Annotated in this window: 24 protein-coding genes and 2 tRNA genes; 13 read left to right on the top strand and 13 right to left on the bottom strand. The window is 71.4% G+C overall.

The window, feature by feature from the left end; genetic code table 11:
• Positions 1-166: 166 nt before the first annotated feature.
• Positions 167-1,114, bottom strand: a complete 948-nt coding sequence (locus JMJ55_RS21645; RefSeq protein WP_202827686.1) for a Bug family tripartite tricarboxylate transporter substrate binding protein — start codon at positions 1,112-1,114, stop codon at positions 167-169.
• Between the two features lie 52 nt (positions 1,115-1,166).
• The gene (locus tag JMJ55_RS21640; protein ID WP_202827685.1) at positions 1,167-2,567 is read right to left on the bottom strand and encodes a CoA transferase; all 1,401 of its coding nucleotides are present in this window, start codon (positions 2,565-2,567) and stop codon (positions 1,167-1,169) included.
• 130 nt (positions 2,568-2,697) lie between these two features.
• Between JMJ55_RS21640 and JMJ55_RS21635 the strand changes: the two genes are divergently transcribed.
• Positions 2,698-2,910: a con-10 family general stress protein gene (locus JMJ55_RS21635; protein WP_202827684.1), complete on the top strand. Its 213-nt coding sequence runs from the start codon at positions 2,698-2,700 to the stop codon at positions 2,908-2,910.
• A 36-nt stretch (positions 2,911-2,946) separates the two neighbouring features.
• Here the strand turns inward: JMJ55_RS21635 and JMJ55_RS21630 are convergent, their stop codons facing one another.
• Positions 2,947-4,008 carry an LLM class flavin-dependent oxidoreductase gene (locus JMJ55_RS21630; protein ID WP_202827683.1) on the bottom strand — a complete coding sequence of 354 codons (1,062 nt, stop codon included), beginning with the start codon at positions 4,006-4,008 and terminating at the stop codon, positions 2,947-2,949.
• Between JMJ55_RS21630 and JMJ55_RS21625 the strand changes: the two genes are divergently transcribed.
• From JMJ55_RS21625 to JMJ55_RS21595, 7 genes are all read left to right on the top strand, one after another.
• Positions 3,992-5,062 carry a tripartite tricarboxylate transporter substrate binding protein gene (locus tag JMJ55_RS21625; RefSeq protein ID WP_202827682.1) on the top strand — a complete coding sequence of 357 codons (1,071 nt, stop codon included), beginning with the start codon at positions 3,992-3,994 and terminating at the stop codon, positions 5,060-5,062. The genes JMJ55_RS21630 and JMJ55_RS21625 overlap by 17 nt on opposite strands.
• Positions 5,063-5,177: 115 nt before the next feature.
• Positions 5,178-5,447 (top strand): DUF6489 family protein, encoded by a 270-nt coding sequence (locus JMJ55_RS21620; RefSeq protein WP_202827681.1) that lies wholly within the window; start codon positions 5,178-5,180, stop codon positions 5,445-5,447.
• Between the two features lie 9 nt (positions 5,448-5,456).
• Positions 5,457-6,452 (top strand): energy transducer TonB, encoded by a 996-nt coding sequence (locus JMJ55_RS31950; protein ID WP_202827680.1) that lies wholly within the window; start codon positions 5,457-5,459, stop codon positions 6,450-6,452.
• Between the two features lie 201 nt (positions 6,453-6,653).
• A complete protein-coding gene (locus JMJ55_RS21610; protein WP_202827679.1) occupies positions 6,654-8,975 on the top strand; it encodes a DUF3141 domain-containing protein in 2,322 nt (773 codons plus the stop codon).
• Between the two features lie 64 nt (positions 8,976-9,039).
• A complete protein-coding gene (locus JMJ55_RS21605; protein ID WP_202827678.1) occupies positions 9,040-10,740 on the top strand; it encodes an N-acyl-D-amino-acid deacylase family protein in 1,701 nt (566 codons plus the stop codon).
• Complete coding sequence (locus tag JMJ55_RS21600) at positions 10,740-11,129, top strand: RidA family protein (protein WP_202827677.1); 390 nt, start codon at positions 10,740-10,742, stop codon at positions 11,127-11,129. Before JMJ55_RS21605 ends, JMJ55_RS21600 begins: the two co-directional genes overlap by 1 nt.
• On the top strand, positions 11,129-12,109 hold the full coding sequence (locus tag JMJ55_RS21595; protein WP_202827676.1) for an NADPH:quinone reductase: 981 nt from the start codon (positions 11,129-11,131) through the stop codon (positions 12,107-12,109). Before JMJ55_RS21600 ends, JMJ55_RS21595 begins: the two co-directional genes overlap by 1 nt.
• A gap of 1 nt (position 12,110) precedes the next feature.
• Here JMJ55_RS21595 and JMJ55_RS21590 read toward each other — a convergent pair whose 3' ends face one another.
• The 9 genes from JMJ55_RS21590 to JMJ55_RS21550 all read right to left on the bottom strand — a co-directional run bounded on the left by JMJ55_RS21590 (position 12,111) and on the right by JMJ55_RS21550 (position 21,428).
• Positions 12,111-12,407 carry a hypothetical protein gene (locus tag JMJ55_RS21590; RefSeq protein WP_328702736.1) on the bottom strand — a complete coding sequence of 99 codons (297 nt, stop codon included), beginning with the start codon at positions 12,405-12,407 and terminating at the stop codon, positions 12,111-12,113.
• Positions 12,408-12,417: 10 nt separating this feature from the next.
• Positions 12,418-12,588 (bottom strand): hypothetical protein, encoded by a 171-nt coding sequence (locus JMJ55_RS21585; RefSeq protein ID WP_202827675.1) that lies wholly within the window; start codon positions 12,586-12,588, stop codon positions 12,418-12,420.
• Positions 12,589-12,701: 113 nt separating this feature from the next.
• Complete coding sequence (gene ilvD / locus JMJ55_RS21580; protein WP_202827674.1) at positions 12,702-14,420, bottom strand: dihydroxy-acid dehydratase; 1,719 nt, start codon at positions 14,418-14,420, stop codon at positions 12,702-12,704.
• Positions 14,421-14,514: 94 nt separating this feature from the next.
• A complete protein-coding gene (locus JMJ55_RS21575) occupies positions 14,515-15,282 on the bottom strand; it encodes a DUF2243 domain-containing protein (RefSeq protein ID WP_202827673.1) in 768 nt (255 codons plus the stop codon).
• A gap of 72 nt (positions 15,283-15,354) precedes the next feature.
• Positions 15,355-15,912, bottom strand: a complete 558-nt coding sequence (locus JMJ55_RS21570; protein WP_202827672.1) for a hypothetical protein — start codon at positions 15,910-15,912, stop codon at positions 15,355-15,357.
• Between the two features lie 70 nt (positions 15,913-15,982).
• Positions 15,983-18,667: a valine--tRNA ligase gene (locus JMJ55_RS21565; protein WP_202827671.1), complete on the bottom strand. Its 2,685-nt coding sequence runs from the start codon at positions 18,665-18,667 to the stop codon at positions 15,983-15,985.
• A 52-nt stretch (positions 18,668-18,719) separates the two neighbouring features.
• Positions 18,720-19,274, bottom strand: coding sequence for a DUF2497 domain-containing protein (locus tag JMJ55_RS31945; protein WP_328702734.1), 555 nt, complete (start codon positions 19,272-19,274; stop codon positions 18,720-18,722).
• Complete coding sequence (locus tag JMJ55_RS21555; protein WP_202827670.1) at positions 19,274-20,692, bottom strand: TolC family outer membrane protein; 1,419 nt, start codon at positions 20,690-20,692, stop codon at positions 19,274-19,276. Before JMJ55_RS21555 ends, JMJ55_RS31945 begins: the two co-directional genes overlap by 1 nt.
• 79 nt (positions 20,693-20,771) lie before the next feature.
• Positions 20,772-21,428 (bottom strand): protein-L-isoaspartate O-methyltransferase family protein, encoded by a 657-nt coding sequence (locus tag JMJ55_RS21550; RefSeq protein ID WP_202827669.1) that lies wholly within the window; start codon positions 21,426-21,428, stop codon positions 20,772-20,774.
• 162 nt (positions 21,429-21,590) lie between these two features.
• Here JMJ55_RS21550 and JMJ55_RS21545 point away from each other — a divergent pair.
• The 5 genes from JMJ55_RS21545 (at position 21,591) to JMJ55_RS21525 (ending at position 24,056) form a co-directional block, all read left to right on the top strand.
• Positions 21,591-21,664 (top strand) — tRNA-Cys (locus tag JMJ55_RS21545).
• A 51-nt stretch (positions 21,665-21,715) separates the two neighbouring features.
• Positions 21,716-21,790 (top strand) — tRNA-Asn (locus JMJ55_RS21540).
• Between the two features lie 51 nt (positions 21,791-21,841).
• Positions 21,842-22,051 carry a hypothetical protein gene (locus tag JMJ55_RS21535; RefSeq protein WP_202827668.1) on the top strand — a complete coding sequence of 70 codons (210 nt, stop codon included), beginning with the start codon at positions 21,842-21,844 and terminating at the stop codon, positions 22,049-22,051.
• Positions 22,052-22,059: 8 nt separating this feature from the next.
• On the top strand, positions 22,060-22,428 hold the full coding sequence (locus tag JMJ55_RS21530; RefSeq protein ID WP_202827667.1) for a DUF4345 domain-containing protein: 369 nt from the start codon (positions 22,060-22,062) through the stop codon (positions 22,426-22,428).
• Positions 22,425-24,056, top strand: a complete 1,632-nt coding sequence (locus JMJ55_RS21525; RefSeq protein ID WP_202827666.1) for a hypothetical protein — start codon at positions 22,425-22,427, stop codon at positions 24,054-24,056. Before JMJ55_RS21530 ends, JMJ55_RS21525 begins: the two co-directional genes overlap by 4 nt.
• Here JMJ55_RS21525 and JMJ55_RS21520 read toward each other — a convergent pair.
• Positions 24,053-25,192 (bottom strand): alpha-D-ribose 1-methylphosphonate 5-triphosphate diphosphatase, encoded by a 1,140-nt coding sequence (locus JMJ55_RS21520; RefSeq protein WP_202827665.1) that lies wholly within the window; start codon positions 25,190-25,192, stop codon positions 24,053-24,055. The two genes, JMJ55_RS21525 and JMJ55_RS21520, sit on opposite strands and share 4 nt — an antisense overlap.
• Positions 25,193-25,194 lie beyond the last annotated feature (2 nt).

The following is a 25,194-nucleotide window of genomic DNA, read 5'->3' as shown; positions in this document are numbered from 1 at the left end:
CGTGCCGCCGCTGCAAAGCCTGCTGGAGCCGGGGCGGGACCAGCAAGCCTGATCCCCCTTCGTCATGCGCGGGCTGGACCGCGGCAGGTGATGGCCGGGTCAAGCCCGGCCATGACGACGAAAACGCCCCGGAAGGGGGTTTTGTCCGAAAGCTGCAGGATCGGCGTTACCGCGACATCAGCGCTTCCCAGCGCTCCACGTCGCGCAGCACGTAGCGGTCCGACTCCTCGGGCGGCATGGCCAGCACCCGGTCCACGCCGAGCTCGGCCCATTTCCGCCGCAGCGCCTCGCCGGCCTGCACCCGCGCCACCGCGGCATGCAGCGCCGCCTTGATCGGGGCCGGCGTCGCCACGGGGACGAAGATCGCCTGCCACACCACCATCTCGGCATCGACGCCGATCTCGCGCCAGGTCGGTACCTCGGGCGCGGCCGCGCTGCGCTCCGGACTGGTCACCGCGAAGGCGCGGGCCTGGTTGGATTTGTGGGTCTGCAGGCCGGTCAGCGCGATGTCATAGACCAGCGCGATCCGCCCGGCCGCGAGGTCGAGCGTCGCCGGCGCGCCGCCGCGATAGGGAATCTCGTTCATCTGGAGACCGGTCGAGCGGAGGAAGAGCATCGCCGCCATGCCCAGCGTGCCGCCGCCGCCGGTCGAGCCATAGTCGTAGCGCCCGGGCGCCGCCCGCACTGCCTCCATGAAGGCGCGTCCGTCGCGGGCCGGGAAGTCGTTCGAGACCAGCATCACCATCGGCATCTCGGACAGGATGGAGACGGTGGAGAGCTGGCGGATGGGATCGACCGCGGCATTCGGCACCACCTTGCGCAGCACCGCATGGCTGGTGTTGTTGAACAGGATGGTATGGCCATCGGCCGGAGCCCGGACGACATATTCGGCGGCGACCATGCCGGCCCCGCCGACCCGGTTCTCCACCAGCACCGGCTGCGGCAGGACCTGGGCCAGCGCCTCGGCCAGGACGCGGGCGCCGACATCGGTGGCGCCGCCCGCCGTATAGGGCACCACCAGCCGCACCGGCCGGTCGGGGAAATTCTGCGCCGCCACGGGCAGCGCGAAGAGGCAGAGCGCGGCCAGCAATGGCCAGCGGGTCCTACGGATCATCCTTGGTGTCCTTCCCGGTATCAGCCCCTCATGGCGGCGCCGGACGCCGCCATCAAGCCCATTCGGCGGCGTGGCTGCCGAGCGGCATGGAGGGCAGCACCCAGCGCGGCGGCGTCAGGTCGAGCTGTCCGGCATGGCGCAGCGCGGTCAGCCGCCCGAAGCCGCTCTCGCTCTCCTCGAGCAGCGGGCCAAGCTCCTCCATCCGCGGCATGGCGGCGGCGAAGCCACCCTCCAGCCGGCCGAGGCGACGCAGCCAGGCGCCGGTGCCGGCGAGGGAGACGCGGACCAGCCAGGACCCGCCCTCCTCGGCCCGCCGCAGCAGCGCCGCCAGGGTCCCGAAGGCGAGCAGATAGCCGGAGGCATGGTCGAGCGCCTGACAGGGCAGCACCTTGGGCTCCGGCAGGGTGCCGGCCGCCTCCGCCTCGGCATGGTTGAAGCCGGAGGCGGTCTGCACGAGCGAATCGAAGCCGCGCCGCCCGCCCCAGGGCCCGACCTCGCCATAGGCCGAGAGCGAGGTGCAGACGATGCCCGGCCGCAGCGCCGCCAGCGATGCCGGGTCGAAGCCGTGGCCGGCGACGGCGCCCGGCCGGTAGCCCTGGAGGAAGATATCGGCGCCGGCCGCCAGCGCCCGCAGCCGGTCCTGCCCGGCCGGGTCGCGCAGGTCGAGCCGGGCGGTGCGCTTGCCGCGCCCGGTATCGACCAGCAGCTCGTCGAAGCTCGGCAGATGCGCGGCGGAGATGTGCAGCACATCGGCACCATGCGCGGCGAGCGTCCGGCCACAGACCGGGCCGGCGATCACCCGCGTCAGCTCCAGCACCCGCAGCCCGGCGAGCGGCCGGTCGGCGAGCGGCGGCAGCGGGGTTGGCGGCGCATCGCCGATGCGCTCGATCCGCAGCGGTGGCAGGGCGGCCACGGCCTGGCCCTGCGGATGCGCGTCCCATTCGGCGAAGCTCCGCATGGCGGAGACGCACATCCCGGCCGCGGCCGCAGCCTCCTCGAAGGCAAAGGCCTCCCAGCGCGAGAGCGCGGCGGCGACGGCCTCGCGGTTGCCCTCGCAGCCGAGCAGGGCGAGCGTGCCGGCGCGGTGATGCGGGAAGTTCGTGTGCAGCCGGACATAGCGTCCGTCGCCGCAGCGATAGGTGCCGGCGATGTTGTCCCAGCGCGCCCCGGCATCCCCGCCAGCCAAGGCGAGATAGCGTTCGGAGTGGAACTCGACAGCTGCATGACGCATCCCGACCCGCGCCGCCTGGGCCGGTCCGCCGCGCGCGCGATGCACCGCGGCGGCGGCGGCGGCGCTCGCCCCGATCGTCGCCTGGGCCAGCGCGCCGATGCGGAAGGAGGAGGGCAGCGCCGGCTCCCGTCCCTCCAGCACCACCTCGCCGAGCGCGCCCGGGGCAAGCCCCGCCTGCCGCCAGAGGTCGCGGAGGAGATCGGCCGGAGATGCCTCGGTCATGGACGGGCTTCCTCCCGGGTCGCCAACAGTTTCGCACGACATGCGGAAACAGCGGCGCCCGGTCGCGTTAACGGTAACGGGAGGACCAGACTAAACCCTCCCTCAGCACAAGGAAGAAGGGAAACGACCGATGGCCAACCAGCAGAGCTCTGGCGGCGGCGGGAAGAGCAATCCCGGCAACTTCGCCAATGACCGCGAAAAGGCCCGCGAGGCCGGGCATATGGGCGGCACGCATCAGGGCAAGGAAAACAACCCCGGCAATTTCGCCAATGACCGCGAGAAGGCCGCCCAAGCCGGCCGCAAGGGCGGTCAGAACAGCCATGGCGGTCGCTCCTCGAGCTGATCGCCGAGGCGGCGCCGGGGTCCCCTGCCCCGGCGCCTATTCCGCCGCCGCGGCGCGCGGCTGGAATTCCGGCGCGACGCGGGTCATGAACAGCCGGATCGACTCATTCGCCACCTCCGCCGGCATCGGGCCGAGCCGGAAGGAACAGATGACACCGCCGGCGCCGGTCCGGTCGATCTCTGCCATCTTTGCCGCCACGGTCGCCGGGGAGCCATGGATCAGCGCGCTCTCGACCTGGACGCGGGCGGGCGGCACCGTCTCCTTCACCATGCGGATGCCCTGTTCGGCATAGACGCGCTCGCGCATCACCCGGCGCTGCTCCTGCATCGCCTCGAAGGCGGGGATGCCGATGCGCGCGGCCTCCGCATCCGTCTCGGCGACGACGACATTGCGCCAGACCCAGCTCTCCTCCAGGCAGCGGGCGATATGCGCCTCGTCATGACCGGCGGTGGCGAGCTCGGCGCGATAGGCGGCGAGGCGCTGGCGGGTGGCTTCCAGCGACTGGACATTCATCATGAAGGGCAGGCCGCGCCGCGCGAGATGCAGCGCCCCCTCCTCGGAGGAAGCAGCGCGCAGCACGGTGGGATGCGGCTTGGTGAAGCAGTCGGGGCGCAGCCTTGGCGCCTTGATGTCCCAGAACTTGCCCCGATGCGTCACGCCCTGCGGGTTGGTCCAGGCCTCCAGCATGATCGCCTCGGCCTCGGCATAGCGGTCATGCGCCTCCTGCCAGTCGATGCCGTAGCCCTGGTATTCATAGACGTTGTAGGCCGTGCCGCGGCCGAGCCCGACGATCAGCCGCCCCTGGCCGAGATTGTCGAGCAGCGCGATCTGCTCGGCGAGCCGCATCGGATGGTGCAGCGAGACCTGCGCCACGGCGAAGCCGACCTTCACCCGCTTGGTCGCCGCCAGCACCGCGGCGGCGAAGGTGGTGGGATCGACATAGGCGCAATTGCCGTCGAAATGGTGCTCGGCCAGCCAGATCACCTCGACCCCGAGCTCGTCGCAGAGCTTCGCCTCCGCCAGGCATTCCTGGATGACGCGGGCATCGCTCGCCGGCTCGCGGCTTTCGGTGAAGAGGAAATTGCTGAATTTCAGCATCGCGTGCTCCGTCCGGCTGCGGCCCGGCCAGCCTAGCGAAGCTGCGCTGCGCCGCAACCTGCGGCGGGGGCTTGCCGCTGGCGCCGGCGAGGTGCCAGCCTTCCGCATGCGCATCCTGCTGCTGCTGGCCCTGCTGCTGTTCGCCCCTTTGGTCGCCCCGCCCGCCCTGGCCTGGCCGGACCGGCCGATCCAACTCCTGGTCGGCTTCGCACCGGGTGGGAATATCGATATTGCGGCTCGGCTGACGGCGCCCTTCCTGGAACGGGCGCTAGGCACCCCGGTCGCGGTGGTGAACCGGCCGGGCGCCGGCGGCACCATCATGCTGAACGAGGCGGCGGCAGCGCGGCCGGACGGGCATACCCTGGCGCTCGCCTCCTTCCCCGCCTTCGTCACCGCCCTGCATGACAGCAGCCCACGCTACCGGTTGGGGAGCTTCGACTATGCCGGGATGCTGACCGACGAGCCCTATACCCTCTTCGTCGCCGCCACCGCGCCCTATCACAGCCTCGGCGAGCTGGTCGCCGCGGCCCGGGCGGCGCCGGAGCGGATCGCCATCGCCGGGGCCGGGGCGGGCGGGGCGCCGCAGCTTGCCCTCATGCAGCTGGAGGACCTGGCCGGCATCCGCTTCACCTGGGTGCCCATGCAGGGCGCTGGCCAGGCCCTGGCACTGGTCCAGGGTGGGCATGTGCTGGGCGGCGTCTCGACCGTCAGCCTGACGGTGAAGCAGCATGAAGCCGGGGAGGTGCGCATCCTCGGCCTGATGGATGGCGCCCGCTGGGACCGGGTGCCCAGCATCCCGACCTTCCGCGAGCAGGGTTTCGATGCGGTGGCCGGCGCGGCGCGGGGGATCGTCCTGCCCGCCGGCACCCCGCCCGCCATCCTGCAGTGGATCGAGGCGGCGATCGCCGCCACCGCCGCCGACCCGGCCTTCCGCGCGCAGGCGGAGCGGGATTATGTCGTCCTCCGCTACCGCGACGGCGCCGCCATGCGCGAATTCGCCGCCGGCGAGGACCGGCGCTATGGGGAGCTATGGCGCACCCGTCCCTGGCGTTAGGCCCCGGGCGTGGGGTCCTTTGCGTTAAGCCTTGCCAACAAAACGTAACCAGCGCTGGCCTGCGGCGCGGTGCCGGTCCATATCGGCCCTGGCCGTTGCGGAGCCCTGGAGTCCCATGAAGGTCAATATCGAGATCGACTGCACGCCGGAGGAGGCGCGCCATTTCTTCGGCCTGCCCGACCTGCGGCCGATGCAGGATGCGGTGCTGGCCAAGATGCAGGAGCAGATGCTGGAAGGTGTCGCCGCTGTCTCGCCCGAGGCGCTGCTGAAGGCCTGGATGCCGCTGGCCCCGCCCGAGCAGATGCGGGATGCGATGGCCACCATGTTCCGGATGTTCAACCCGATGGGCAGTGGCCCGTCGCCCAAGGGCTCCGGCCAGGGCTGACCCGGGGGCGTGAGCGGACCGATCCTCCGAGCCGAGCCCCTGGTGCGGGCTGGCCGCCGCCGCGTCCCGCGCCGGCAGCGGCCGTGGCGCCGGCTGCGGCCGGGCCTGGTCGGCTCGGTCCTGCTGCATCTCGGCTTCCTCGGCCTGGTGGTGCTGGCGACGCTGACCCGGCCGAAACCCTCGGAGCCGCTGCCGCCCCCCTCCTTCGAGGTGGAATACCAGTCCGGCGCGCCTGACCGGCCGGGAGACCCGACGGGCGAGGCGCTGCCGCAGATGCAGGCGCCGGAGCCGCCGCCCCCGCCGCCGCCCGCCCCGGCCCAGCCGGCGGTCCCGCCGCCACCCCTCGCCACCGCGCCGCCCCTGCCCGCGCCCTCGGTGCCACCACCCCCGGCCCCGCCGCGCGAGGTGGCCCCGGCCGAGACCGCACCGCCCCCGCCTCCTCCGCCGGTGGCCGCACTGCCGCTGCCGCCCCCGCCGCCCCCGGCCCCGCCGGCGCCGCGGCAGGAACAGATGGCGCAGCCGCGGCCACCCGTACCGGCGGCACCAACCCAGCGCCTGCCGGGTGTCTGGATGCCCGAGGCGCGCAGCCTCGCCCCGCCGAGCCAGCCGTCGCGGCCGAGCGCCCAGGCCCGGCCGCGGCTCGACCTGACGCCGGGGCCGCTTGCCTCACGCGGGCGGGACACGCCGGATTCCGAGGCGGATGTGAAGGGCGCCGAGGTCGGGCCGGACTGGCGCAACGCCTTCCGCCGCTGGGTGGAGGAGAACAAGCGCTATCCCGAGAGCGCCGTCATCGCCGGCCATCAGGGCCGCAGCCGGGTCCAGGTCATCGCCGATCCGAACGGCAAGGTCCGCTCGGTGCGGCTGACCAGCCCCTCGGGCTCGGTCTGGCTGGATTATCAGACGATGGCCATGTTCCGTAACGCGACCCTGCCGGCCTTTCCGCCAGGCGCCGACCCGAATGGCGTGACGATCGACTTCAGCATGCACTACATCCTGATCCGCTGACCCAGACGTGACGGCCCAACTTCTGCTGCATTGCAGCGTTGACGGCATCGTCAACCCACCCGTTGCGCCGCCGGGCGTTCCGCCCGGAGAGGAACCCAGAACACTGTCCGTGCCCCATCGTCCCCGTCCCGACCACACGCATGGCACTGGACTTCGTGGATGCTGCGACGCAGCATCCAACCAATATATCAGGACACGCCAATGACCGTCGTCACTCCCCCTCCGGGCCGCGAAATGCTGGCCCGCGGCGCTGAAACCATGTCCCGCGCCGTGGACCAGGCCCGGACCCTCGCCGATGTCGCCGCGCGCCAGGCCGAGGCCCTGACGCCGCGCGACCTGCCCTCCGTGCCGCCGGTGCCGGCCGACCCGCTCTCCCTCATGCGGGCCGCAGCCGAATACACGGTGGATGCGACGCAGCGGGGCATCCTCTTCCTCGATGCCATGCGCCAGGCGGGCAACACCTTCGTCGAGCATGAGGCGGCGGGCTGCCCACCGGTGCTGTTCTTCCAATGGGACATGGTGGTGGATGGCCGCAGCCTTCCGCGGCCCTGCAACTACGCCCTGGTCCGCATCCGCCGGCCGGAGGGCGCGGCGCCGCAGGACCCGAAGCTCCGCCCCTTCGTCATCATCGACCCGCGCGCCGGCCATGGCGCCGGCATCGGCGGCTTCAAGTCGGACAGCCAGGTCGGCGTCGCGCTGCGGCGCGGCCATCCGGTCTATTTCGTTATCTTCTTCCGTGACCCGGAGCCGGGCCAGACCATCCTCGACATCACCCAGGCCGAAGGCGTCTTCCTGCGCCGCGTGCATGAGCTGCATCCGGAGGCGCCGAAGCCCGTCGTCATCGGCAATTGCCAGGGCGGCTGGGCGGTGATGATGCTCGGCGCCTCGCAGCCCGACCTGACCGGCGCGCTGGTGCTGAACGGCGCCCCGCTGTCCTACTGGGCGGGCGAGCGCGGACGGAACCCGATGCGCTATCTGGGCGGCCTCGCCGGCGGGTCCTGGCCGGCGGCGATGCTGGCCGATCTCGGCAATGGCCGCTTCGACGGCGCCAACCTCGTGCTGAATTTCGAGAGCCTGTCGCCCGCCAACACCTGGTTCAAGAAATACTACAACCTCTACGCCAATGTGGACCGGGAGACGCCGCGCTTCCTGGAATTCGAGAAGTGGTGGGGCGGCTACTTCCTGATGAACCGCGACGAGATCCGCTGGATCGTCGAGAACCTGTTTATCGGCAACCGCTTCTCCCGCGGCGAGATCTCGGCCGGCGGCGGCGCCACCTTCAACATGCGCGCGGTGCGCAGCCCGGTCGTGGTCTTCGCTTCGGCGGGCGACAACATCACCCCGCCCGGCCAGGCGCTGCGCTGGATCGCCGATGTCTATCGCGACGAGCATGAGATCAAGTCGCTCGGCCAGACCATCGTCTACCTCGTGCATGAGGATATCGGCCATCTCGGCATCTTCGTCTCCGGCGCCGTGGCGCTGAAGGAGCACACCGAGATCGCCGAGACGCTGCAGCTGATCGACAGCGTCGCGCCCGGCCTCTACGAGATGGTGATCTCCACCGAAGGCGATGCGCCCCTCACGGCCGGGAGCGCCTGGCATGTCGAGCTGAAGGAGCGGAGCATGGAGCATATCCGTGCCCGCAGCGGCGAGGCCAAGAACGAGGCCTTCCCGCTGGTCGCCCGCATTTCGGCGCTGAACCAGTCCGTGTACGACCTCTTCGTCTCGCCAGTGCTGCGGCAATTCGCCACCGAGGAGACGGCGGAGCTGCGCCGGCAGATGCACCCGATGCGACTGCGGCGGACCCTGTTCAGCGACCACAATCCGGCCATGGCGGCGGTGCCGGCCATGGCGGAGGCGGCGCGGCGCAACCGCGCCCCGGCAGCGCCGACCAACCCCTTCCGGCTCTGGGAGAATCTCTGGGCCGATACCGTCGAGCGCAGCTTCGACATGTATCGCGACATCCGCGATGGCTGGACGGAATATGCCTTCCACGCCCTCTATGGCGCGCTCGGGACGATGGGCGTCGGCGGGACCGAACCGGTGGAGGAAGCGCCCCCCGCCCCCCAGGCCGAAGCGCCCGAGGTGCGCGAGGCGCTCGGCCGAATGCAGGAGGGCGGCTATGCCGCGGCGGTCATCCGCATGATGATCCTGCTGGCCCGGGCCCGCGGCGGCGTCCGCCGTTCGCGCCTCGCCCGCTCCAACGCCCTGCTGACGACCGAGCTGCCCTTCGCCGCCATGACCCCGGCCGAGCGCCAGGCGATGATCCGGCAGCAGACCGTCATCGCCGGCATGGCCCCGGCCGAGGCGCTGGCGAGCCTGCCGGCCCTGCTGCCGGAGCCGGAAGAGCGCGTCCGGGCCCTGGCCGCCGTCGAGAGCGTGGCCGGACCGGAGGAAGAGCTGGGCGAGGCGGCGCAGGCCATGCTGGCGCAGCTCCGCAACGTGTTGCGCAGCACGGCGCCGGCGGCGGCGGTGCCGGTGCCGGTGCCGGTCGGCTATGAGGCGGCGGCGGTCCCGGATTAGGGTTTCCGCATCCCCTGCCAGGGCCTAGGCTTCCCGCCAAACGACACGGGAAGGGAAGCGGGCCATGGCAGAGGATCTGGTCATCCGGGGCGGCACCATCATCGATGGCACCGGCGCCCCGGGCTTCGTCGCCGATCTCGCCATCAGCGGCGGGCGGATCAGCGCCATCGGCTCTGGCCTGCCGCGCGGGGCGGAGGAGATCGACGCAAGCGGCAAGCTGGTGACGCCGGGCTTCGTCGATATCCACACCCACTATGACGGCCAGGCGGTGTGGGACAGCCACCTGGCGCCCTCCGCCATCCATGGCGTCACCACCGCGGTGATAGGCAATTGCGGCGTCGGCTTCGCTCCGGTCCGGCCGGGGCAGGAGGCCAAGCTGATCGAGCTGATGGAGGGGGTGGAGGACATCCCCGCCCCCGTCCTCTCCCAGGGCCTCGACTTCACCTGGGAGAGCTTCTCGGAATACCTGGCCGCGCTGGACCGCCGGCCGCGCGATATCGATCTCTGTGCCCTCGTCCCCCATGCCGCGGTGCGCGTCTATGTCATGGGCGAGCGGGCGCTGGCGCTGGAGCCGGCGAACCAGGCCGACATCGCCGCCATGCGGCAGATCGTGGCCGAGGCGGTGCGGGCCGGCGCCTTCGGCTTCTCCACCAGCCGCACCATCAGCCACAAGACCCTGGCGGGCGACCCGACGCCGACGCTGCGCGCCCAGGAGGATGAGCTGACCGGCATCGCCCTTGGGCTGAAGGAGGTGGGGGCCGGCTTTCTCGAAGTCGTCTCCGATTTCAACCTGCCGGATGCGGCCACCGAATTCGCCATGCTCCGCCGCGTCGCCGAGGCCTGCGGCCGGCCGATGGTCTTCTCCCTCACCGCCCGGCACGACCGGACCGAGGCGTGGAAGGAGCTGCTGGCCCTGTCCAACAAGGCGGCGGCGGAGGGGGTGAATATCCGCCCGGTCTTCCCGCCGCGGCCGATCGGCATCCTGATGGGCCTGCTCGGCAGCCAGAACCCGTTCAGCGGTGCGCCGAGCTACAAGGCCATTGCCCATCTGCCGGTGCCGGAGCGCGTCGCCGCCATGCGCGACCCGACCACCCGCGCGCGCATCCTGGCCGACGACCGGATCAGCGGCAGCAATTTCCCGCTGATCACGCGCCTCTCCTTCGAGCGGATGTTCCCCTTCGGCGATCCGCCCGACTATGCCCCGCACCGCGAGACCAGCGTCGCCGCGGAAGCCGTGCGGCAGGGCCGCAGCCCCGAGGAGGTCGCCTATGACATGCTGCTGGCGAATGACGGGCAGAATTTCCTGTTCTGCCCGCTGACCAATTATGCCGATTTCACGCTCGATGCCTCGGCCGAGCTGCTGCGGCATCCGAACACCATCGTTGGCCTCTCCGATGGTGGGGCGCATGTCGGCTTCATCTCGGATGGCAGCTTCCCGACCTTCCTGCTGACCTATTGGGGCAAGGAGCGCGGCGTCGCGATCGAGGAGCTGATCCGCCGCCAGACGGGCGACACCGCCCGCGCCGCGGGGCTTACGGATCGCGGGCTGCTGCGGCCGGGGCTGCGGGCCGATATCAATGTCATCGACCTGGATGCGCTGGCGCTTGACCGGCCAGGGATGCTGTACGACCTGCCCGGTGGTGGCCGGCGGCTGATGCAGCGGGCGCGCGGCTACGAGGCGACCATCGTCGCCGGCAGCGTGACCTACCGCCAGGGCGAGGCGACCGGGGCGCTGCCGGGCCGGCTCGTGCGGTGCGCCGCCTGATGGCCGATATCCAGCGCTTCGCCCCGCCGAAGGATGGGCGGCCCTTCCCGCCCCTCTCGGTCGCGGTGCGGCATGGCAATACCCTCTATGTCTCCGGCATCGGCCCCTTCACGCCGGATGGCAGCCTCGCCCGGGGCGATTTCGCCGCGCAATTCGCCGAGGTGATCAAGTCCCTCCACGCCATCCTGGCCGAGGCGGGGACGGAGATCGGCCGGGTCATCAAGACCAATGTCCTGCTGACCCGGGCCGGCGACGTGGCGGAGATGAACCGGCTCTATGCCGCGGCCTTTCCCGCCGCGGCCCTGCCGGCGCGGACCACCTGCGTGGTCGCCGCGCTGCCGGTGCCGGATTTCCTGCTCGAGATCGAATGCGTGGCAGCGCTCGACTGATGCGGGCCGTCTGGTACACGCGGACCGGACCGGCGCGGGAGGTGCTGGAATTCGGCGAACGCCCCCTCCCCGAGCCGGCGCCGGGCGAGGTGCGGGTGCGGCTCGCCGCCTCGGGCGTGAACCCGGCCGATATCTACCGCCGTGCTGGTACCTCCTGGGCCAATGAATGGCCGCTCATCATCCCGCATAGCGACGGCGCGGGGGTGGTAGAGGCGCTGGGCGAAGGTGCCGAGCCGGCCCTGCTCGGGCGCCGGGTCTGGCTCTACAACGCCCAGCGCGGCCGGCCCTTCGGCACCGCGGCCGAGGCGACCTGCGTGCCGGCGGAGCAGGTGATCGAGTTGCCGGAGGAGATCGCCTTCGAGATCGGCGCCTGCCTCGGCATTCCGGCCATGACGGCGCATCGCTGCCTCTTCGCGGATGGTCCGGTGCGGGGGCTGCGGGTGCTGGTCTCGGGCGGCGGCGGCGCGGTCGGCAACTATGCGATCCAGCTCGCCCGCTGGGGCGGCGCGGCCTGGGTCGGCGCCACGGCCAGCGGCGGCTGGAAGACGGAGGATTCGGCGGCTGCCGGCGCCGAAGCGGTCTTCGACTACCGGGCGCCGGATTGCGCCGCCCGGATCATGGCGGCGACCGGCGGGGTGGACCGGATCGTCGAGGTCGATGTCGGTGGCAATGTCGCGTTGTGGTCCGAGGTGGTGGCGCTGAATGGCAGCGTCATCGGCTATGCCAGCCGTGGCGAGCCGATGCCCGCCATCCCTGTCTCCGCCGTGCTCATGCGGCGGAACGTCAACCTGCGCGGCGTGGTGCTGAACAGCGCCCCCGCCGCAGCCAGGCGCCAAGCCATGGAGGACATCACCGCCTGGCTGCGGGAGGCGCCGCGGCTGCACCGCGTCGCCGGCACCTATCCCCTGGCGGAGACGGCTGCCGCGCATGAGGCCGTGGAATCCGGCAGCAAGCGCGGCACGGTGGTCGTCCTGCCTTAGGTTACCGCCACCCGCCCGGGACCCAGACCCGACCGCGCGGCCGGTCATCCCAATGGCCATGCACCCATCCGCCGCGCCGGGCGCGGACCCATTGGCCCGGCACCCAGACATAGTCGCGGCGGTTCCAGACCCAGTGCCCGGGCTGCCAGACCAGGCGCGGTCCGGGCGCGCGGCCCGGCGGCGGCTCCAGCCGCAGCGGCGGTGGCGGGCGGAAGGGCTGCGCCTGGGCGGGGCCCGCGAGGGCGGCCGGGGCGGCGAGGCCGGCGAGCAGGCCGGCAAAGCAACGGCGATTCAGCACCGTTCGGCCCTTACCAGCGCCGCCAACCATAGCCGCCATAATAGGGCCGCGAATAGACGACCGGCGGCGGGGGGGGCGGCGCGTAATAGGCTCGGCCATAATAGGGCCGTGCCGGCGCCACCACGCAGCCGGAGAGCAGCGTGAGCGCCGGCAACAGGAGCAGCGGCAGCAGTCGTTTCATGGCGATCGCTCCTCATTGGGATGGCGTGGATTCAAACGCCTTCTCTGTGACGAAACGCGGGCAGCGCGCATGAATCTCCTGCCATGCGCGCCCTTCCGGCGCCGGACCACGCGCTATTGGTCAGCGTAACAATGGGTTTCGGCGGCGCCGCCCGGATGTGTCACGGCGCCGAGATGCGCCGGGCCCACCAGTTGGGCGTATTTCCACAGGCCGCCGGAGTTGTAGTCCGTCGCCCGCGGCTTCCATTCGGCCCGGCGGCGGGCCAGCTCCGGCTCCTCCACCAGCATGTCGATGGTGCCCTTCTCCGCGTCGATGACGATGCGGTCGCCATTGCGCAGCAGGGCGATGGGGCCACCGACCGCCGCCTCCGGCCCGACATGGCCGATGCAGAAGCCGCGAGTGGCGCCGCTGAAGCGGCCATCGGTGATGAGGGCCACGCTCTCGCCCATGCCCTGGCCGTAGATGGCGGCGGTGGTGGAGAGCATCTCCCGCATGCCGGGGCCGCCTTTGGGCCCCTCATAGCGGATGACGATGACATCGCCCGGCTTGTAGGCGCGCTGCTCGACGGCCTGGAAAGCCTCTTCCTCGCTGTCGAAGCAGAGGGCCGTCCCCTCGAAGCGCAGCGTCTTCATCCCGGCGACCTTCACGATGGCGCCGTCGGGTGCGAGGTTGCCCTTGAGGCCAACCACGCCGCCGGTTGGGGACAGGGCCTTGCTCACCGGGTAGATGACGTCCTGGTTCTCCGGGAACACGACATCCTTGTGGTTCTCAGCCAAGGTCTTGCCGGTGACGGTCATGCAGTCGCCATGGAGCAGGCCGGCCTCGAGCAGCGATTTGATGATGACGGGGATGCCGCCAACCTTGTGCACATCATAGGCGACGTATTTCCCGCCCGGCTTGAGATCGGCAATGTAGGGCGTGCGGCGCATGATGGCGACGACATCGTCCATGGTGAAGCGGATGCCCGCTTCATGCGCGATGGCCGGCAGGTGGAGGCCGGCATTGGTGCTGCCGCCCGTCGCGCCGACGATGACGGCGGCATTCTCCAGCGACTTCAGCGTGACGATGTCGCGCGGGCGGAGGTTGCGGCGGATCAGCTCCATCACCGCCCGCCCCGACTCCGCGGCCCAGCGGTCGCGCTCCTCGAAGGGCGCCGGGGTGCCGGCGGAGCCGGGGAGCGCGAGGCCGATCGCCTCCGAGACCGTCGCCATGGTGTTGGCGGTGAACTGGCCGCCGCAGGCGCCCGCGCTCGGGCAGGCGACGCATTCCAGCTCGTGCAGCTCCTCCTCCGAGAGGTTGCCGGCGGCGTGCTGGCCGACCGCCTCGAAGACATCGACCACGGTGACGTCGCGGCCCTTATAGGTGCCGGGGAGGATGGAGCCGCCATACATGAAGACGGAGGGAATGTTCAGGCGGAGCATCGCCATCATCATCCCCGGCAGCGACTTGTCGCAGCCGGCGAGGCCTACCAGCGCGTCATAGCAATGGCCGCGCACGGTCAGCTCCACCGTGTCGGCGATGGCGTCGCGCGAGGCCAGCGAGGACTTCATCCCCTGATGGCCCATGGCGATGCCGTCGGTGACGGTGATGGTGGTGAACTCGCGCGGCGTGCCGCCACCGGCCTTCACCCCCTGCTTGACGCTCTGCGCCTGGCGGTGGAGGTCGATGTTGCAGGGGGCGGCCTCGTTCCAGCAGGTGGCGACGCCGACGAAGGGTTGGGCGATCTCGGCCTCGGTAAGGCCCATGGCATAGTAGTAGCTGCGATGCGGGGCGCGCTCGGGGCCGACGGTCGTGTGGCGGCTCGGGAGCTTCGACTTGTCCCATTCGGTCATGGCGTATCCTCCGGTTCTGGCCGTGAGGGTCGCAAAGTCTCCGGATAAGGCAAGCGGAGATGGCAGAGGCCGCGGCGCGGCGCCTGCCGCCCCGTCAGATCCGCGACCAGCCGAGGCAATTCGCCACCGGCAGCCCGGTGCCGACCAGCATCGCGCCGCGGCGGTAGAGCGCCCAGGCGCTGCCGGCCTCGCCCAGGTCGACCGCGACCAGCTCACCGGAGGCATCGGCCCAGACGATGCGTCCATCGGCGGCCGCGACGGCCTCGACTGCGCCGTCAAGACCAATCCCCGGCCGGAACAGGACCAGGGCCGTGGTGGCATCCGTTGGCGGCAGCGCCGCCACCGGCGCCGCGCCGATGACGGCCAGCGCCAGCATCGCCGCCACCCGCAACCCGCCACGGCCGGGCGGCCCCGCATCGCCGCGCCGCAGCAGCCACGCCCCGGCCAGCAATGGCGGGAGGCCGATGACCGCGAGCCAGCCGATATCCCAGGCCAGCGGGTTCGGCACATCCACCCGGATGCGGTGGATGCCGACGATCCAGTGGAAGCCGACCACATCGACCAGCTGCCAGATGCCGAAGCCGAGCAGCGCCCAGCCGAACAGCCGCATCCCTCCCGTTTCGGCGAGCCCCGACCGGGCCCGCCAGAGCAGGAAGAGGCCGAGCAGCGCGATGGCATAGACGGCAACGTGGAACAGCCCGTCCCAGAGGATCTGCACGCGGATATCGCGCAGCGCCTCGCCGCCGACGAGGCTGAGGAAATGGTGCCATTGCAGCACCTGGTGCAGCAGGATGCCGTCGAAGAAGCCGCCCATGGCGAAGCCGAGGACCGCAAGAGCGAGTGGCAGGCGTTGGGCCGGCATGCGGTGTCTCCCCTGATGGGGATCGAACGCCGCAGCGCGGCCGGCGTCGCGGCATCCCGGCGGAACGACCCTTCAGGCGGCCCGCCGCAGGGCGGCCGAGCGCGCGGCGTGGTCGACGCGCCGCCAGCCCTCCGGCTCACGCAGCCCCGTCCCCGGCGAGGCCCGCCCGGTCACCAACCGGTCGGCGACGGCGCCGGTGGCGAAGGCATAAACCGCCTTGTGCAGGAGATCGACCACCTGCTCGTCGCGCGGCCAGGTCCAGGGTGGCGCGCCGATGCCGGTGGCGTTCTCCAGGCTCTGATCGTTCAGCAGGCGCAGGTTGAGGAAGAGGAAGGAGCCGAAGGGCCCGCCGACGCCGCCCCGCGCCATCACCGCGCGGACCATGCCGAGCAGGATGCCCTGGCCCCAGTGCATCGCCCAGTTGAGGCCTTGCCGCTCGCGGTCCGGGCGTGCGGGGCGGCCGAGCAGGCGTTCCAGCGTATGCGCTGGCACGAAGGAGTTCGGGCGCCCGGTCACCGCCTGCTCCAGCTTCTCCCCGAGCGTCATGGCGGCGACGCCGGCCACCCCCGCCAGCAGCCCGGCGGCGAGCAGCGGCATCGCCCCTCCGCGATCGCGGTCCATCCTGGCCATGCGACATGTCCCCTTCCCGGACGGGCGGGATGCCCCTCCGCCGCCACAACGCCGGTGGGGCGGCCTGGGTCTAATCGCCGATGCGGGCCATCGCTGCGTCGAGGCGGGCCATCTCGGCCTGGAAATTGGCCAGGCGCTCGCGGTTCTCCTCGACCACCTCCTCCTTCGCGCGGGCGACGAAGTCGGCGTTGGCGAGCTTCGCCTCCACCTTCCTCGCCTCGGCTTCGGCCTTGGCGCGGTCCTTGGTGAGCCGGGCGCGCTCGGCGGCGAGGTCGATGATGCCGGCGAGCGGCAGGATCAGGGTCGCCTCGCCGAGCACGGCCTGGGCGACGCCCTTCGGCACCTCGCCTTCCAGCGGCGTGATCTCGGTGACGCGGCCGAGGCGGCGGACGGCCTCGATCCAGCGGTCGGCGCGGGCGAGATTCTCCGGCGCGGCGTCCTTCACCAGCAGCGGCGTGGTGACGGAGGGGGCGATGTTCACCTCGGCGCGGACAGCGCGGAGTTCGGAGATGAGGCGGACGATCCAGTCCAATTCCTCGCGCGCCGCCGTTGCTTCGGCGACCGGCACCGCTTCTGGCCAGGGGGTGTGGATCAGGCTGCATTCCGGCCCGTAGCCGAAGCGGTCCCACAGCTCCTCGGTGACGAAGGGCATCACCGGATGGAGCAGCCGGAGGATGAGACCGAGGACATATTGCGCGGCGCCCTTCACCTCATCCTTCTCGGCACCGTCCGGGCCGTTGAAGACGGGCTTGGCGAATTCCAGGAACCAGTCGCAGAAGCTGCCCCAGACGAAGCGGTAGCTGGCAGCGGCATAGTCGTCGAAGCGATAGGCCTCGAGCGCCGCGGTCGCCTCGGCGATGGCGGTATTGGCCGTATCGAGTATCCAGCGGGCGAGCGGTGTCCGGGCCGCGGCCGGATTCCAGCCGGGCTGCGGCGCGATGCCGTTCATCTCGCAGAAGCGGGCCGCATTCCACAGCTTGGTGGCGAAGCTGCGATAGTCCTCGACGCGCTTGCGGCCGAGCTTCACGTCGCGGCCGGGGCCCGTCAGCGCGCAGATGGTGAAGCGCAGCGCATCGGCGCCATAGGCGTCGATCAGCTCCAGGGGGTCCATGACGTTCCCCTTGGACTTCGACATCTTCTGGCCCTTCTCGTCGCGGACGAGGCCATGGATGTAGACGTGGCGGAAGGGAACATCGCCCATGAAGTGATGGCCCATCATCATCATCCGGGCGACCCAGAAGAAGATGATGTCGAAGCCCGTGACCAGCACGTCGCCCGGGTAGTAGCGGGCGAGCTCGGGCGTCTTGTCCGGCCAGCCGAGCGTCGAGAAGGGCCAGAGCGCGCTGCTGAACCAGGTGTCGAGCACGTCCGGGTCGCGCTCCAGGGCGACATCCTCGCCAAATTTGGCGCGGGCGGCAGCCTTCGCCTCCTCCTCCGTCCGCTCGACGAAGACGCTGCCGTCGGGCGCGTACCAGGCCGGGATCTGGTGACCCCACCAGAGCTGGCGGGAGACGCACCAGGGCTGGATGTCGCGCATCCAGGCGAAGAAGGTGTTCTCCCACTGCTTCGGCACGAATTGGGTGCGGCCGGTCTCGACCGCCTCGATGGCGGGCTTCGCCAGGGTCGCGGCATCGGCATACCACTGGATGGTCAGCCGCGGCTCCAGGGGCACGCCGCCGCGGTCGCCATGCGGGACCTGGTGGGTATGCGGCTCGACCTGGACGAGGAGGCCAAGCTCCTCGAGGCGGGCCACGATCGCCTTGCGGGCGGCGAAGCGGTCCATGCCCTGGAGGCTGTCGAGGAAGGCGAGGTCGGCCTCAGCGCCGAGGTCGGGGCGCAGCTCGGCGAGGTCGACCCGCGCCTCGGCATCGAGGACGGACGGCATCGGCAGGCTGTGACGACGGCCGACCTCGAAATCGTTGAAGTCATGCGCCGGGGTGATCTTCACCGCACCGGTGCCCTTCTCCGGGTCGGAATACTCGTCGGCGACGATGGGGATGCGGCGGCCGGTCAGCGGCAGGATGACCTGCTGGCCGACCAAGGCGGCGAAGCGGGCATCGCCGGGATGGACGGCGACGGCGGTGTCGCCGAGCATGGTCTCCGGCCGGGTCGTCGCCACCACGATCTCGCCGCCACCCTCGACAGGGTAGCGGATGTGCCAGAGGCTGCCCTTCACCTCACGGCTTTCGACCTCGAGGTCGGAGATGGCGGTCTGCAGCTTCGGGTCCCAGTTCACCAGGCGGCGGTCGCGGTAGATCAGCCCCTGCTTGTGCAGCGTGACGAAGACCTCGCGGACGGCCTTGGACAGGCCCTCATCCATGGTGAAGCGCTCGCGCGGCCAGTCGAGGCTGGCCCCCAGCCGGCGGAGCTGGCGGGTGATGGTGCCGCCCGACTCCGCTTTCCACTGCCAGACGCGGTCGAGGAAGGCGGCGCGGCCCATGCTGCGCCGGTCCTGCTTGCCCTCGGTCGCCAGCAGGCGCTCCACGACCATCTGGGTGGCGATGCCGGCATGGTCGGTGCCGGGCTGCCAGAGCGCATCCCGCCCCTGCATCCGGCGCCAGCGGACCAGCGTGTCCTGGATGGTGAAGGTCAGCGCATGACCCATATGCAAGCTGCCGGTGACGTTCGGCGGCGGGATCATGATGGTGAAAGGCTGCGCGGCCGAGGCCGAGTCGCAGGCGAAGGCGCCCGAGCGCTCCCAGCCTTCATAGAGGCGGGTCTCGAAGCTGCCCGGGGTGAGGGTCTTGTCCAGCATGGGCGCATCCGTCCTCTGACGCCCCTTCGGCGTCAAGGGGCGTGCGCGGTGGTCAGCCTATCGCGCGGCCAACCACCCGTTCGATCTCGGCGCGGACCAACCGCTCCACGATGGTGGGGAGGAACTGGTCGAGCCAATCCTTCAGCATCGGCCGCAACTCCTCCCGCACCATGTCCTCGATGGTCGGGCCGTTGCTGCGGACAGCGGCACTGCGGTCCTGGGAGACGGCGCGCAACAGGCTGCCGATCGAGGCGCTGGCCGCCGCGGCGACGGCCGGAGCCAGCAGCGTTTCGGGCGAGGGATCGGGCGTGGCCGCCGGAGCAGACGGCGGGGCGGGCATCGCCGGGGCCGGCGGCGCGGCCATCGCCGGCTCTGGCGGCGTCTCCGGCAGGGCGGCCGGGGGCGGCGCGGCCGGCTCGGGCTCCCGCACCAGCATGTCCTCGGTCAGGACCAGGGGCTCCGCCGTCGGGGCGGGCGCCGGCGACGTGCCCGGGGGCAGCGTCTCATCCTCGTTCAGGATGCGCCGGATGGAGGCGAGGATGTCCTCCATGCTCGGATCGCCGGGCGGGGCGGCGCCCCCAGGGGGCGGGTTGCGGTTCTCGGCCATCAGCGGCGCTCCGCCACGCCGGAATAGTCGCCGAGCCCGGCCCAGCGGTTGCGGACCTCGTTGTAATAGGCGCGCATGTCGTAGAGCTCCACGGCAAGGCCAAGATCGCTCGCGGTGAGCCGTCCGATCGTCGCCGCCAGCGCATAGGATTGCGAGACCACGGTCGAGAGCGCCTGGACCAGGCTGGTCCGGGCATTGAGCAGTTCCTGCTCGGCATTCAGCACGTCGAGCGTAGTACGGCTGCCGACGATCGCCTCGCGCTGGACGCCATCCAGCGCGATCTCGGCGGCGCGGATCTGGGCGCGGACGCTGTCCACCTGCGCGCGGGAGCTCTGCAGCTGTTCCCAGGCCTGGGTGGCCTGCTGCGCCGCGGTGCGGCGCTGGTCGTCCACCTGCTGGCGCGACTGCTGGGCCGATTGCCGCGCCTGGCGGACGGCGGCGTATTCGGCGCCGCCCTGGTAGATCGGCACGGTGAGGTTGGCGGTGACCTGGGCGAAGGTCTGCCGGGTGTGGTTGAGGGTGGAGTTGTCGTTCCGCCCTGCCTGGGTATTGACGCTCAGCTGCGGCGTCAGGGCCGAGAGCTGGATATTGACGTTGTCCCGCGACCCCGCCTCGTCGAACAGGGCGGCGACGACATTCGGGTTGTTGGCGGCGGCGGTCTGGGCCGCCTCGGCGCCGCTGCGGATCGGCACGCGGATCGGCTGCGGCGCCACCAGCGTGCCCGGCTGCATGCCGACCAGCCGGGCGAAGGTGGAGCGCGAGATCTGCAGGTTGCCCTCGGCCTGGGCGCGGCTGGCGCGGGCGCCGGCCAGGCGGGATTCCGCCTGCGCCACGTCGGTGCGGGTGATCTCGCCGACGCGGAAACGCTCGTTGGTGGCGCGGAGCTGCTCGGTCAGCACCTGCTCGTTGTTGATGTTGAGCCGCAGCAGCTCCTGGTCGCGGATCACGTTCACATAGGAGGTGACCGTGTCCTGCATCACCTGCTGCTCCGTCGCGAGCAGCCGGGCGCGCTGGGCCAGCACCTGGTTCTCCGCCCGCCGGGTGGTGGCGACGGTGCGGCCGCCCCGGAAGATCGGCTGGGTCAGGACCACGGAATTGGTCGCCACCGTGCCGTCGAGATGGGAGGTGGCGCCGTATTGCCGCACCCCGCCGGTCACCGGGTCGACCGCCGAGGCCAGGGTGCGGGTATGCCCGTCGCGGTAGCCGATGCTGCTGGTGATGGACACCGTCGGCCGCCAGCCGGCCAGGGCCTGCGGAACATTCTCATCGACCGAGCGGAGCTGGGCCCGGGCCGCCAGCAGGGCGGGATTGTTGGAATAGGCCTGGGCCAGGGCATCCGCCAGCGTCTGGGCGTCGGCCCGCGGCGCCTGGGCGACGAGGGCGGCGGCCAGGATCAGCAGGGTGCGGGTCGACTTCATCGGGCCTGATCCTTGCGCGAAACCATTGATCTAGTCCTACCGCAGTCCCGGACCGGGTGCGAGACTGTGGTCATCGGCCTCAGAAAACGAAGCCGGCACTACGGGCGAAGGCGGGCAGCGGTGCCACCGCGCAGTCGAAGACCGGGGTGGTGGTGAAGGCGCCCCCAATCCGCTGGCCCAGGATGGCCTTGCCCTGCCGCCGGCCGATGCCGATCGCGGTGACGAGGCGCCCGCCCTCGGCCAGCTGATCGGCGAGCGGGCCGGGAACCTCCGGCACCTCACCCTCGATCAGAATGATGTCATAAGGTGCGCCGGCGGCGAAACCGCCTGTCGGGTCCACCGCCTCCAGCCGGACCGCGCCGGCGGGGAGGCAGTCCGGCAGGACTGTGCGCGCCACCGCCAGCAGCGGCGCATCCGCCTCCAGCGCGGTGACGCGGGCGCCCATATGGGCCAGCACCGCGGCGCCATAGCCGGTGCCGGCGCCGGCCACGAGGGCCCGGTCGCCGGGCCGCAGCGCCGCGAGCTGGACCAGCCGCGCCAGCACCATCGGCTCCATCATGGCCCGGCCGCCCGGCAGCGGCACATCCTCATCGGTATAGGCGCGGGCCGCGACCGCGGCGGGCAGGAAGCGCTCGCGCGGCAGGGTCCGCATCGCCTCGAGCAGGCGCGGGTCAGTCACCTTGTTCGGGCGAAGCTGGCCATCCACCATGCGCCGGCGAGCATCCGCGTAGTCCATCTGAGCCACGACCTCCAGGCACCCCGGGGGCGTTCCCCCGGGGATGCAGGCGGTTATACGGGCCGGCCCGGCGCCAAGCCAAGCCGCCCTGTTGCGGCGCAGCGCTTGACCTGCCGGCCCGCTGGCCCGATAGAGGCGCGGTCGCACGAGCTTCGCCTCGGCGGTCCGGTGGCCGAGTGGTCAGGCACAGGTCTGCAAAACCTGCTACGGCGGTTCAATTCCGCCCCGGACCTCCAAGGGGACTTTCGTCGGCGGCGGTAGCCTGCTATAGGCGCCGCCCTGGCTGATCCGGCGTGGCGCAGCGGTAGCGCAGCGGACTGTTAATCCGTTGGTCGTTGGTTCGAATCCAACCGCCGGAGCCATCCTTCCCCACCCGCTTGCCGATCCCCCGCCCCGACCGCTATCGGTGGCGCATGGACATCCCGCGCATCGGCCATAATGGCGGCCCCCCGCTCGACCCGGAGGAATCCTGGCGCGGCTATGTCTGGCGCCGTGCCCATAAGAAGGCCTGGAAGACCCCGCCGCGCGAGATCGCGCTGCGCCGGTTGGCGCGGGCCGAGGAACTCGGCATGACCTACAAGGCCTATACGCTCGAGATCCTGGAACGCGGGCGCTATCTGTGACCTCGGCCATGGGCTTGCGGCTCGCCGTGGCGCTCGGCGGGCTGGTGCCGGTCCTGGCCGGATTCGCAGGGGTTCTCACGGGCCTCGGCATGCTCGGCGCCGAGGTGGGCGAGGATGCGGATAGCCATGTCCGCTATCTCTCCGGCCTCCTGCTCGGAATCGGATTCGGCTTCTGGAGCACCCTGCCCGACCCGGCCCGCCACACCGGCCGGTTCCGGCTGCTCACCGCGATCGTCGTCCTCGGCGGATTCGCCCGGCTGCTCGGCCTGCTGCTGCGTGGCAGGCCGGGGGCGCCGATGCTGGCTGCCCTCGGGATGGAGCTGGTGGTGACGCCGCTGCTCTGCCTCTGGCAGGCCCGGCTGGCGGCGGCGCGATGAGGCGGTCGCTCGCGATCGGCCTCGCCTGCCTGCTGGCCGTCGCCTTCTTCTTCCGCCAGCAGATCGGCAATGGCTTCACCCTGCTGCTGGGCGACCGGCACGACGCGGTGATCGCGCTGGCGATCATGGAGCACTGGCCGAATCTGCTGCGCGGCTTCTCGGCCTGGGACCGGACGGACTACTTTTTCCCGGTTCCCGGCACGCTCGGCTACAACGACGGCTACCTGCTGTTCGGCCTGTTGCAGGCCGGCTTCCGCGCCGCCGGTGCCGATCCCTTCCTGGGCGGTGAGCTGGTGAATGCCGCGACGCGGGTGATCGGCTTCCTCGGCACCTATGCGCTCGGGCGGCGGATGTTCGGCCTGGGCTGGGGTTGGGCGTTGCTCGGCGCCGCGCTCTTCACCATCAGCAACAACCTCTTTATCCGCGGCAACCATGCACAGCTCTTCAGCATCGGCTTCGTCCCGGTTCTGGCGCTGCTGGCGCATGGCACGGTCAGGGCACTGCTGGAGGGCCGGCGTGGCGCTCTGCTGCGCTGGGGCGCCGGATTCGCCGTCGGCTTCGCCGCCTGCCTGCTGACCGGCTTCTACATGGCTTGGTATTTCGCCTGGTGCGGCGGGGTGATGTTGCTCGCTTGGCTGCTGGTGGCGGGGCCGGTGGCGCGGCGGCGGCTCTGGGCGGCGATGCGGGCGGAAGCCTGGCCGCTGCTCGGCCTGGCGTTGCTGGCGGCGTTGCTGGAACTGCCCTTCCTCCTGCTCTACCTGCCGAAGGCTGCAGAGACGGGGATGCATCCCTGGTCGGATGTGCTGCTGCACGTCCCCTCGCCGCTCGACATCATCCATGTGGGGGAAGCGAATTACCTCTGGGGTTGGCTGGTGCGGGGGCTGAACGCCGCCTTCCGCCCCGGCTTCCCCTTCTGGTCCGAGCGGATGACGGGGATGCCGCCCCTGCTGCTGCTCGCCTTCGCTGGCTCCCTGGTCTGGCTCTGGCGTGGCGCTGGAGCGGTGCCGCCGGGGCGGGTCGCGTTGCTGCGGGCCCTGGCGCTGGCCGTCGTCGTCACCTGGGCGCTCTGCCTCCAGGCCGATGGCGTCACCGGCTGGTCGCTGGTCTATCGCTTCGTGCCGGGGGCCAAGGCGGCGCGGGTGGTGGCACGCTACCAGATCTTCCTCACCCTGCCGGTCTTGCTGCTGGCGATGGCGCTGCTCTCGGCCGAGGCACGGCGCCTGCCGCGGCTGGCCATGGCCGCACTCTGCGCCCTGCTACTGGCCGAGCAGGCGAATGGCTATGCGCCGCTCTTCCTCGACCGGCCATTGGAGGCGGGCCGGCTCGCCGCAGTACCGCCGGCGCCGCCCGAATGCCGCGCCCTCTATGTCTCCGCCGCGCGGACCGAGAGCCGCTTCGGCGAGGAGATCGCCAACCCCTACAACCACAATACCGAGGCGATGCTGGTGGCGGCCGTCCGGCATGTGCCGACGATCAACGGCATCTCCACCTTCAACCCACCCTTCTGGCCCTCAGCCATCCCCGAGGACCCGGACTACCTGCCGCAGGTGCGCGCCTATGCGGCCCATTGGGGCGTGACCGGCCTCTGCGCCCTCGACCTGCGGCGCTTCACCTGGGAGAGGCCTTAGCCGAGGCGCGCCACCGCCGCCCCGGTCAGCAGTGCCGGCTCGCCGCCGCAGAAGGTGGCGAGCACGGTGGGCCCGGCCGGATCGACCACCACCACATCGCCCCGCATTCCCGGCCGCAGTGCGCCGCGATCCGCCAGCCCCGCCGCCGCCGCCGGATTGGCCGAGACCAGCGCCCAGGCCTCCGCCAGCCCCAGCCGGCCACGCCGCGCCATGGCGAAGGGCGCTTCCAGCAGGGCCGGCCAGTGATAGTCGCTGGCGAGCACGGTGACGAGGCCGCGCTCGGCCAGCGGCGCGGCGCTGGCCCAGCCGAGATGGCTGCCGCCCCGCACCACATTCGGCGCGCCCATCACCACCGCCTCACCATGGGCGCAGGCATCGGCGGCGACCTCCTCCGCCATCGGGAATTCGCAGAGCCGGGCGCCGAGCGAGCGGTAGAGCGCGCGGTCGCCGAGCGTCGCATCGTCATGACTGAGCATCGGGATGCCGGCCGTGGCGGCGGCATCGGCGAGCCGCCCCCGGGCCGCCGGCACCGCATCGCGGCGGGCGGCAATGCCTTCGATCAGCTCGCGGAAGGCCTCCGGCGAGAGGCCCGCGCGGCCGGCATATTTCGCCAGCTCCTTCGGATTGCCGAGCTTCTTCAGGATCGAGGGCGTGTGGTCGTTGAAGCCGAGCAGATGCACGCGCCCGGCCGCGATATCGGCCAGCGCATCCTCCAGCGCCTCGAGATTATCCGCCTCGAAGCGGAGATGGACGCGGACATCGAGAGGCAGCGGCCGGGCCGCATCCAGCGCCGCCATCAGCGCCCGCCACATCTCCAGCGACCGCAACCCCGGCTCCCAGGACAGGGTCACGCCGAGGAAGGCGGTGGTGATGCCGGCGGCGAGGAGTTGCGCCGCGCTGTCGCGGATGGCGAGCGCCGGCGGGAAGCCGATTCCCGGCCGCGGTTGCAAGGCACGCTCATGCGCATCGCCATGGATATCGACCAGCCCGGGCAGCACCAGCAGGCCGGAGGCATCCAGCCGCCGGGCGCCGGGCAGTACCGCCTCCGCCACATACCCATCGGCCAGCGCCAGCTCCCCCGGCGCCAGGGCGCCGTCCCGCAGCACCGTGCCGCCGGCGATGCGCCAGCCCGTCATGG

Source organism: Belnapia mucosa (genome assembly GCF_016775475.1).
In the GTDB taxonomy this organism is placed as follows: Bacteria; Pseudomonadota; Alphaproteobacteria; order Acetobacterales; family Acetobacteraceae; genus Belnapia; species Belnapia mucosa.
This window is presented reverse-complemented; position numbering and strand designations above follow the sequence as displayed.

Coding starts and splice junctions, on each gene's coding strand:
- JMJ55_RS21620 (WP_202827681.1), top strand. CDS start 5,178: ATGAAGGTCAATATCGAGATCGACTGCACGCCGGAGGAGGCGCGCCAT.
- ilvD (WP_202827674.1), bottom strand. CDS start 14,420: ATGACCGAATGGGACAAGTCGAAGCTCCCGAGCCGCCACACGACCGTC.
- JMJ55_RS21585 (WP_202827675.1), bottom strand. CDS start 12,588: ATGAAACGACTGCTGCCGCTGCTCCTGTTGCCGGCGCTCACGCTGCTC.
- JMJ55_RS21645 (WP_202827686.1), bottom strand. CDS start 1,114: ATGATCCGTAGGACCCGCTGGCCATTGCTGGCCGCGCTCTGCCTCTTC.
- JMJ55_RS21630 (WP_202827683.1), bottom strand. CDS start 4,008: ATGCTGAAATTCAGCAATTTCCTCTTCACCGAAAGCCGCGAGCCGGCG.
- JMJ55_RS21640 (WP_202827685.1), bottom strand. CDS start 2,567: ATGACCGAGGCATCTCCGGCCGATCTCCTCCGCGACCTCTGGCGGCAG.
- JMJ55_RS21635 (WP_202827684.1), top strand. CDS start 2,698: ATGGCCAACCAGCAGAGCTCTGGCGGCGGCGGGAAGAGCAATCCCGGC.
- JMJ55_RS21565 (WP_202827671.1), bottom strand. CDS start 18,667: ATGCTGGACAAGACCCTCACCCCGGGCAGCTTCGAGACCCGCCTCTAT.
- JMJ55_RS21535 (WP_202827668.1), top strand. CDS start 21,842: ATGGACATCCCGCGCATCGGCCATAATGGCGGCCCCCCGCTCGACCCG.
- JMJ55_RS21530 (WP_202827667.1), top strand. CDS start 22,060: ATGGGCTTGCGGCTCGCCGTGGCGCTCGGCGGGCTGGTGCCGGTCCTG.
- JMJ55_RS31945 (WP_328702734.1), bottom strand. CDS start 19,274: ATGGCCGAGAACCGCAACCCGCCCCCTGGGGGCGCCGCCCCGCCCGGC.
- JMJ55_RS21525 (WP_202827666.1), top strand. CDS start 22,425: ATGAGGCGGTCGCTCGCGATCGGCCTCGCCTGCCTGCTGGCCGTCGCC.
- JMJ55_RS21570 (WP_202827672.1), bottom strand. CDS start 15,912: ATGGCCAGGATGGACCGCGATCGCGGAGGGGCGATGCCGCTGCTCGCC.
- JMJ55_RS21550 (WP_202827669.1), bottom strand. CDS start 21,428: ATGGACTACGCGGATGCTCGCCGGCGCATGGTGGATGGCCAGCTTCGC.
- JMJ55_RS21575 (WP_202827673.1), bottom strand. CDS start 15,282: ATGCCGGCCCAACGCCTGCCACTCGCTCTTGCGGTCCTCGGCTTCGCC.
- JMJ55_RS21555 (WP_202827670.1), bottom strand. CDS start 20,692: ATGAAGTCGACCCGCACCCTGCTGATCCTGGCCGCCGCCCTCGTCGCC.
- JMJ55_RS21595 (WP_202827676.1), top strand. CDS start 11,129: ATGCGGGCCGTCTGGTACACGCGGACCGGACCGGCGCGGGAGGTGCTG.
- JMJ55_RS21600 (WP_202827677.1), top strand. CDS start 10,740: ATGGCCGATATCCAGCGCTTCGCCCCGCCGAAGGATGGGCGGCCCTTC.
- JMJ55_RS21520 (WP_202827665.1), bottom strand. CDS start 25,192: ATGACGGGCTGGCGCATCGCCGGCGGCACGGTGCTGCGGGACGGCGCC.
- JMJ55_RS21605 (WP_202827678.1), top strand. CDS start 9,040: ATGGCAGAGGATCTGGTCATCCGGGGCGGCACCATCATCGATGGCACC.
- JMJ55_RS21610 (WP_202827679.1), top strand. CDS start 6,654: ATGACCGTCGTCACTCCCCCTCCGGGCCGCGAAATGCTGGCCCGCGGC.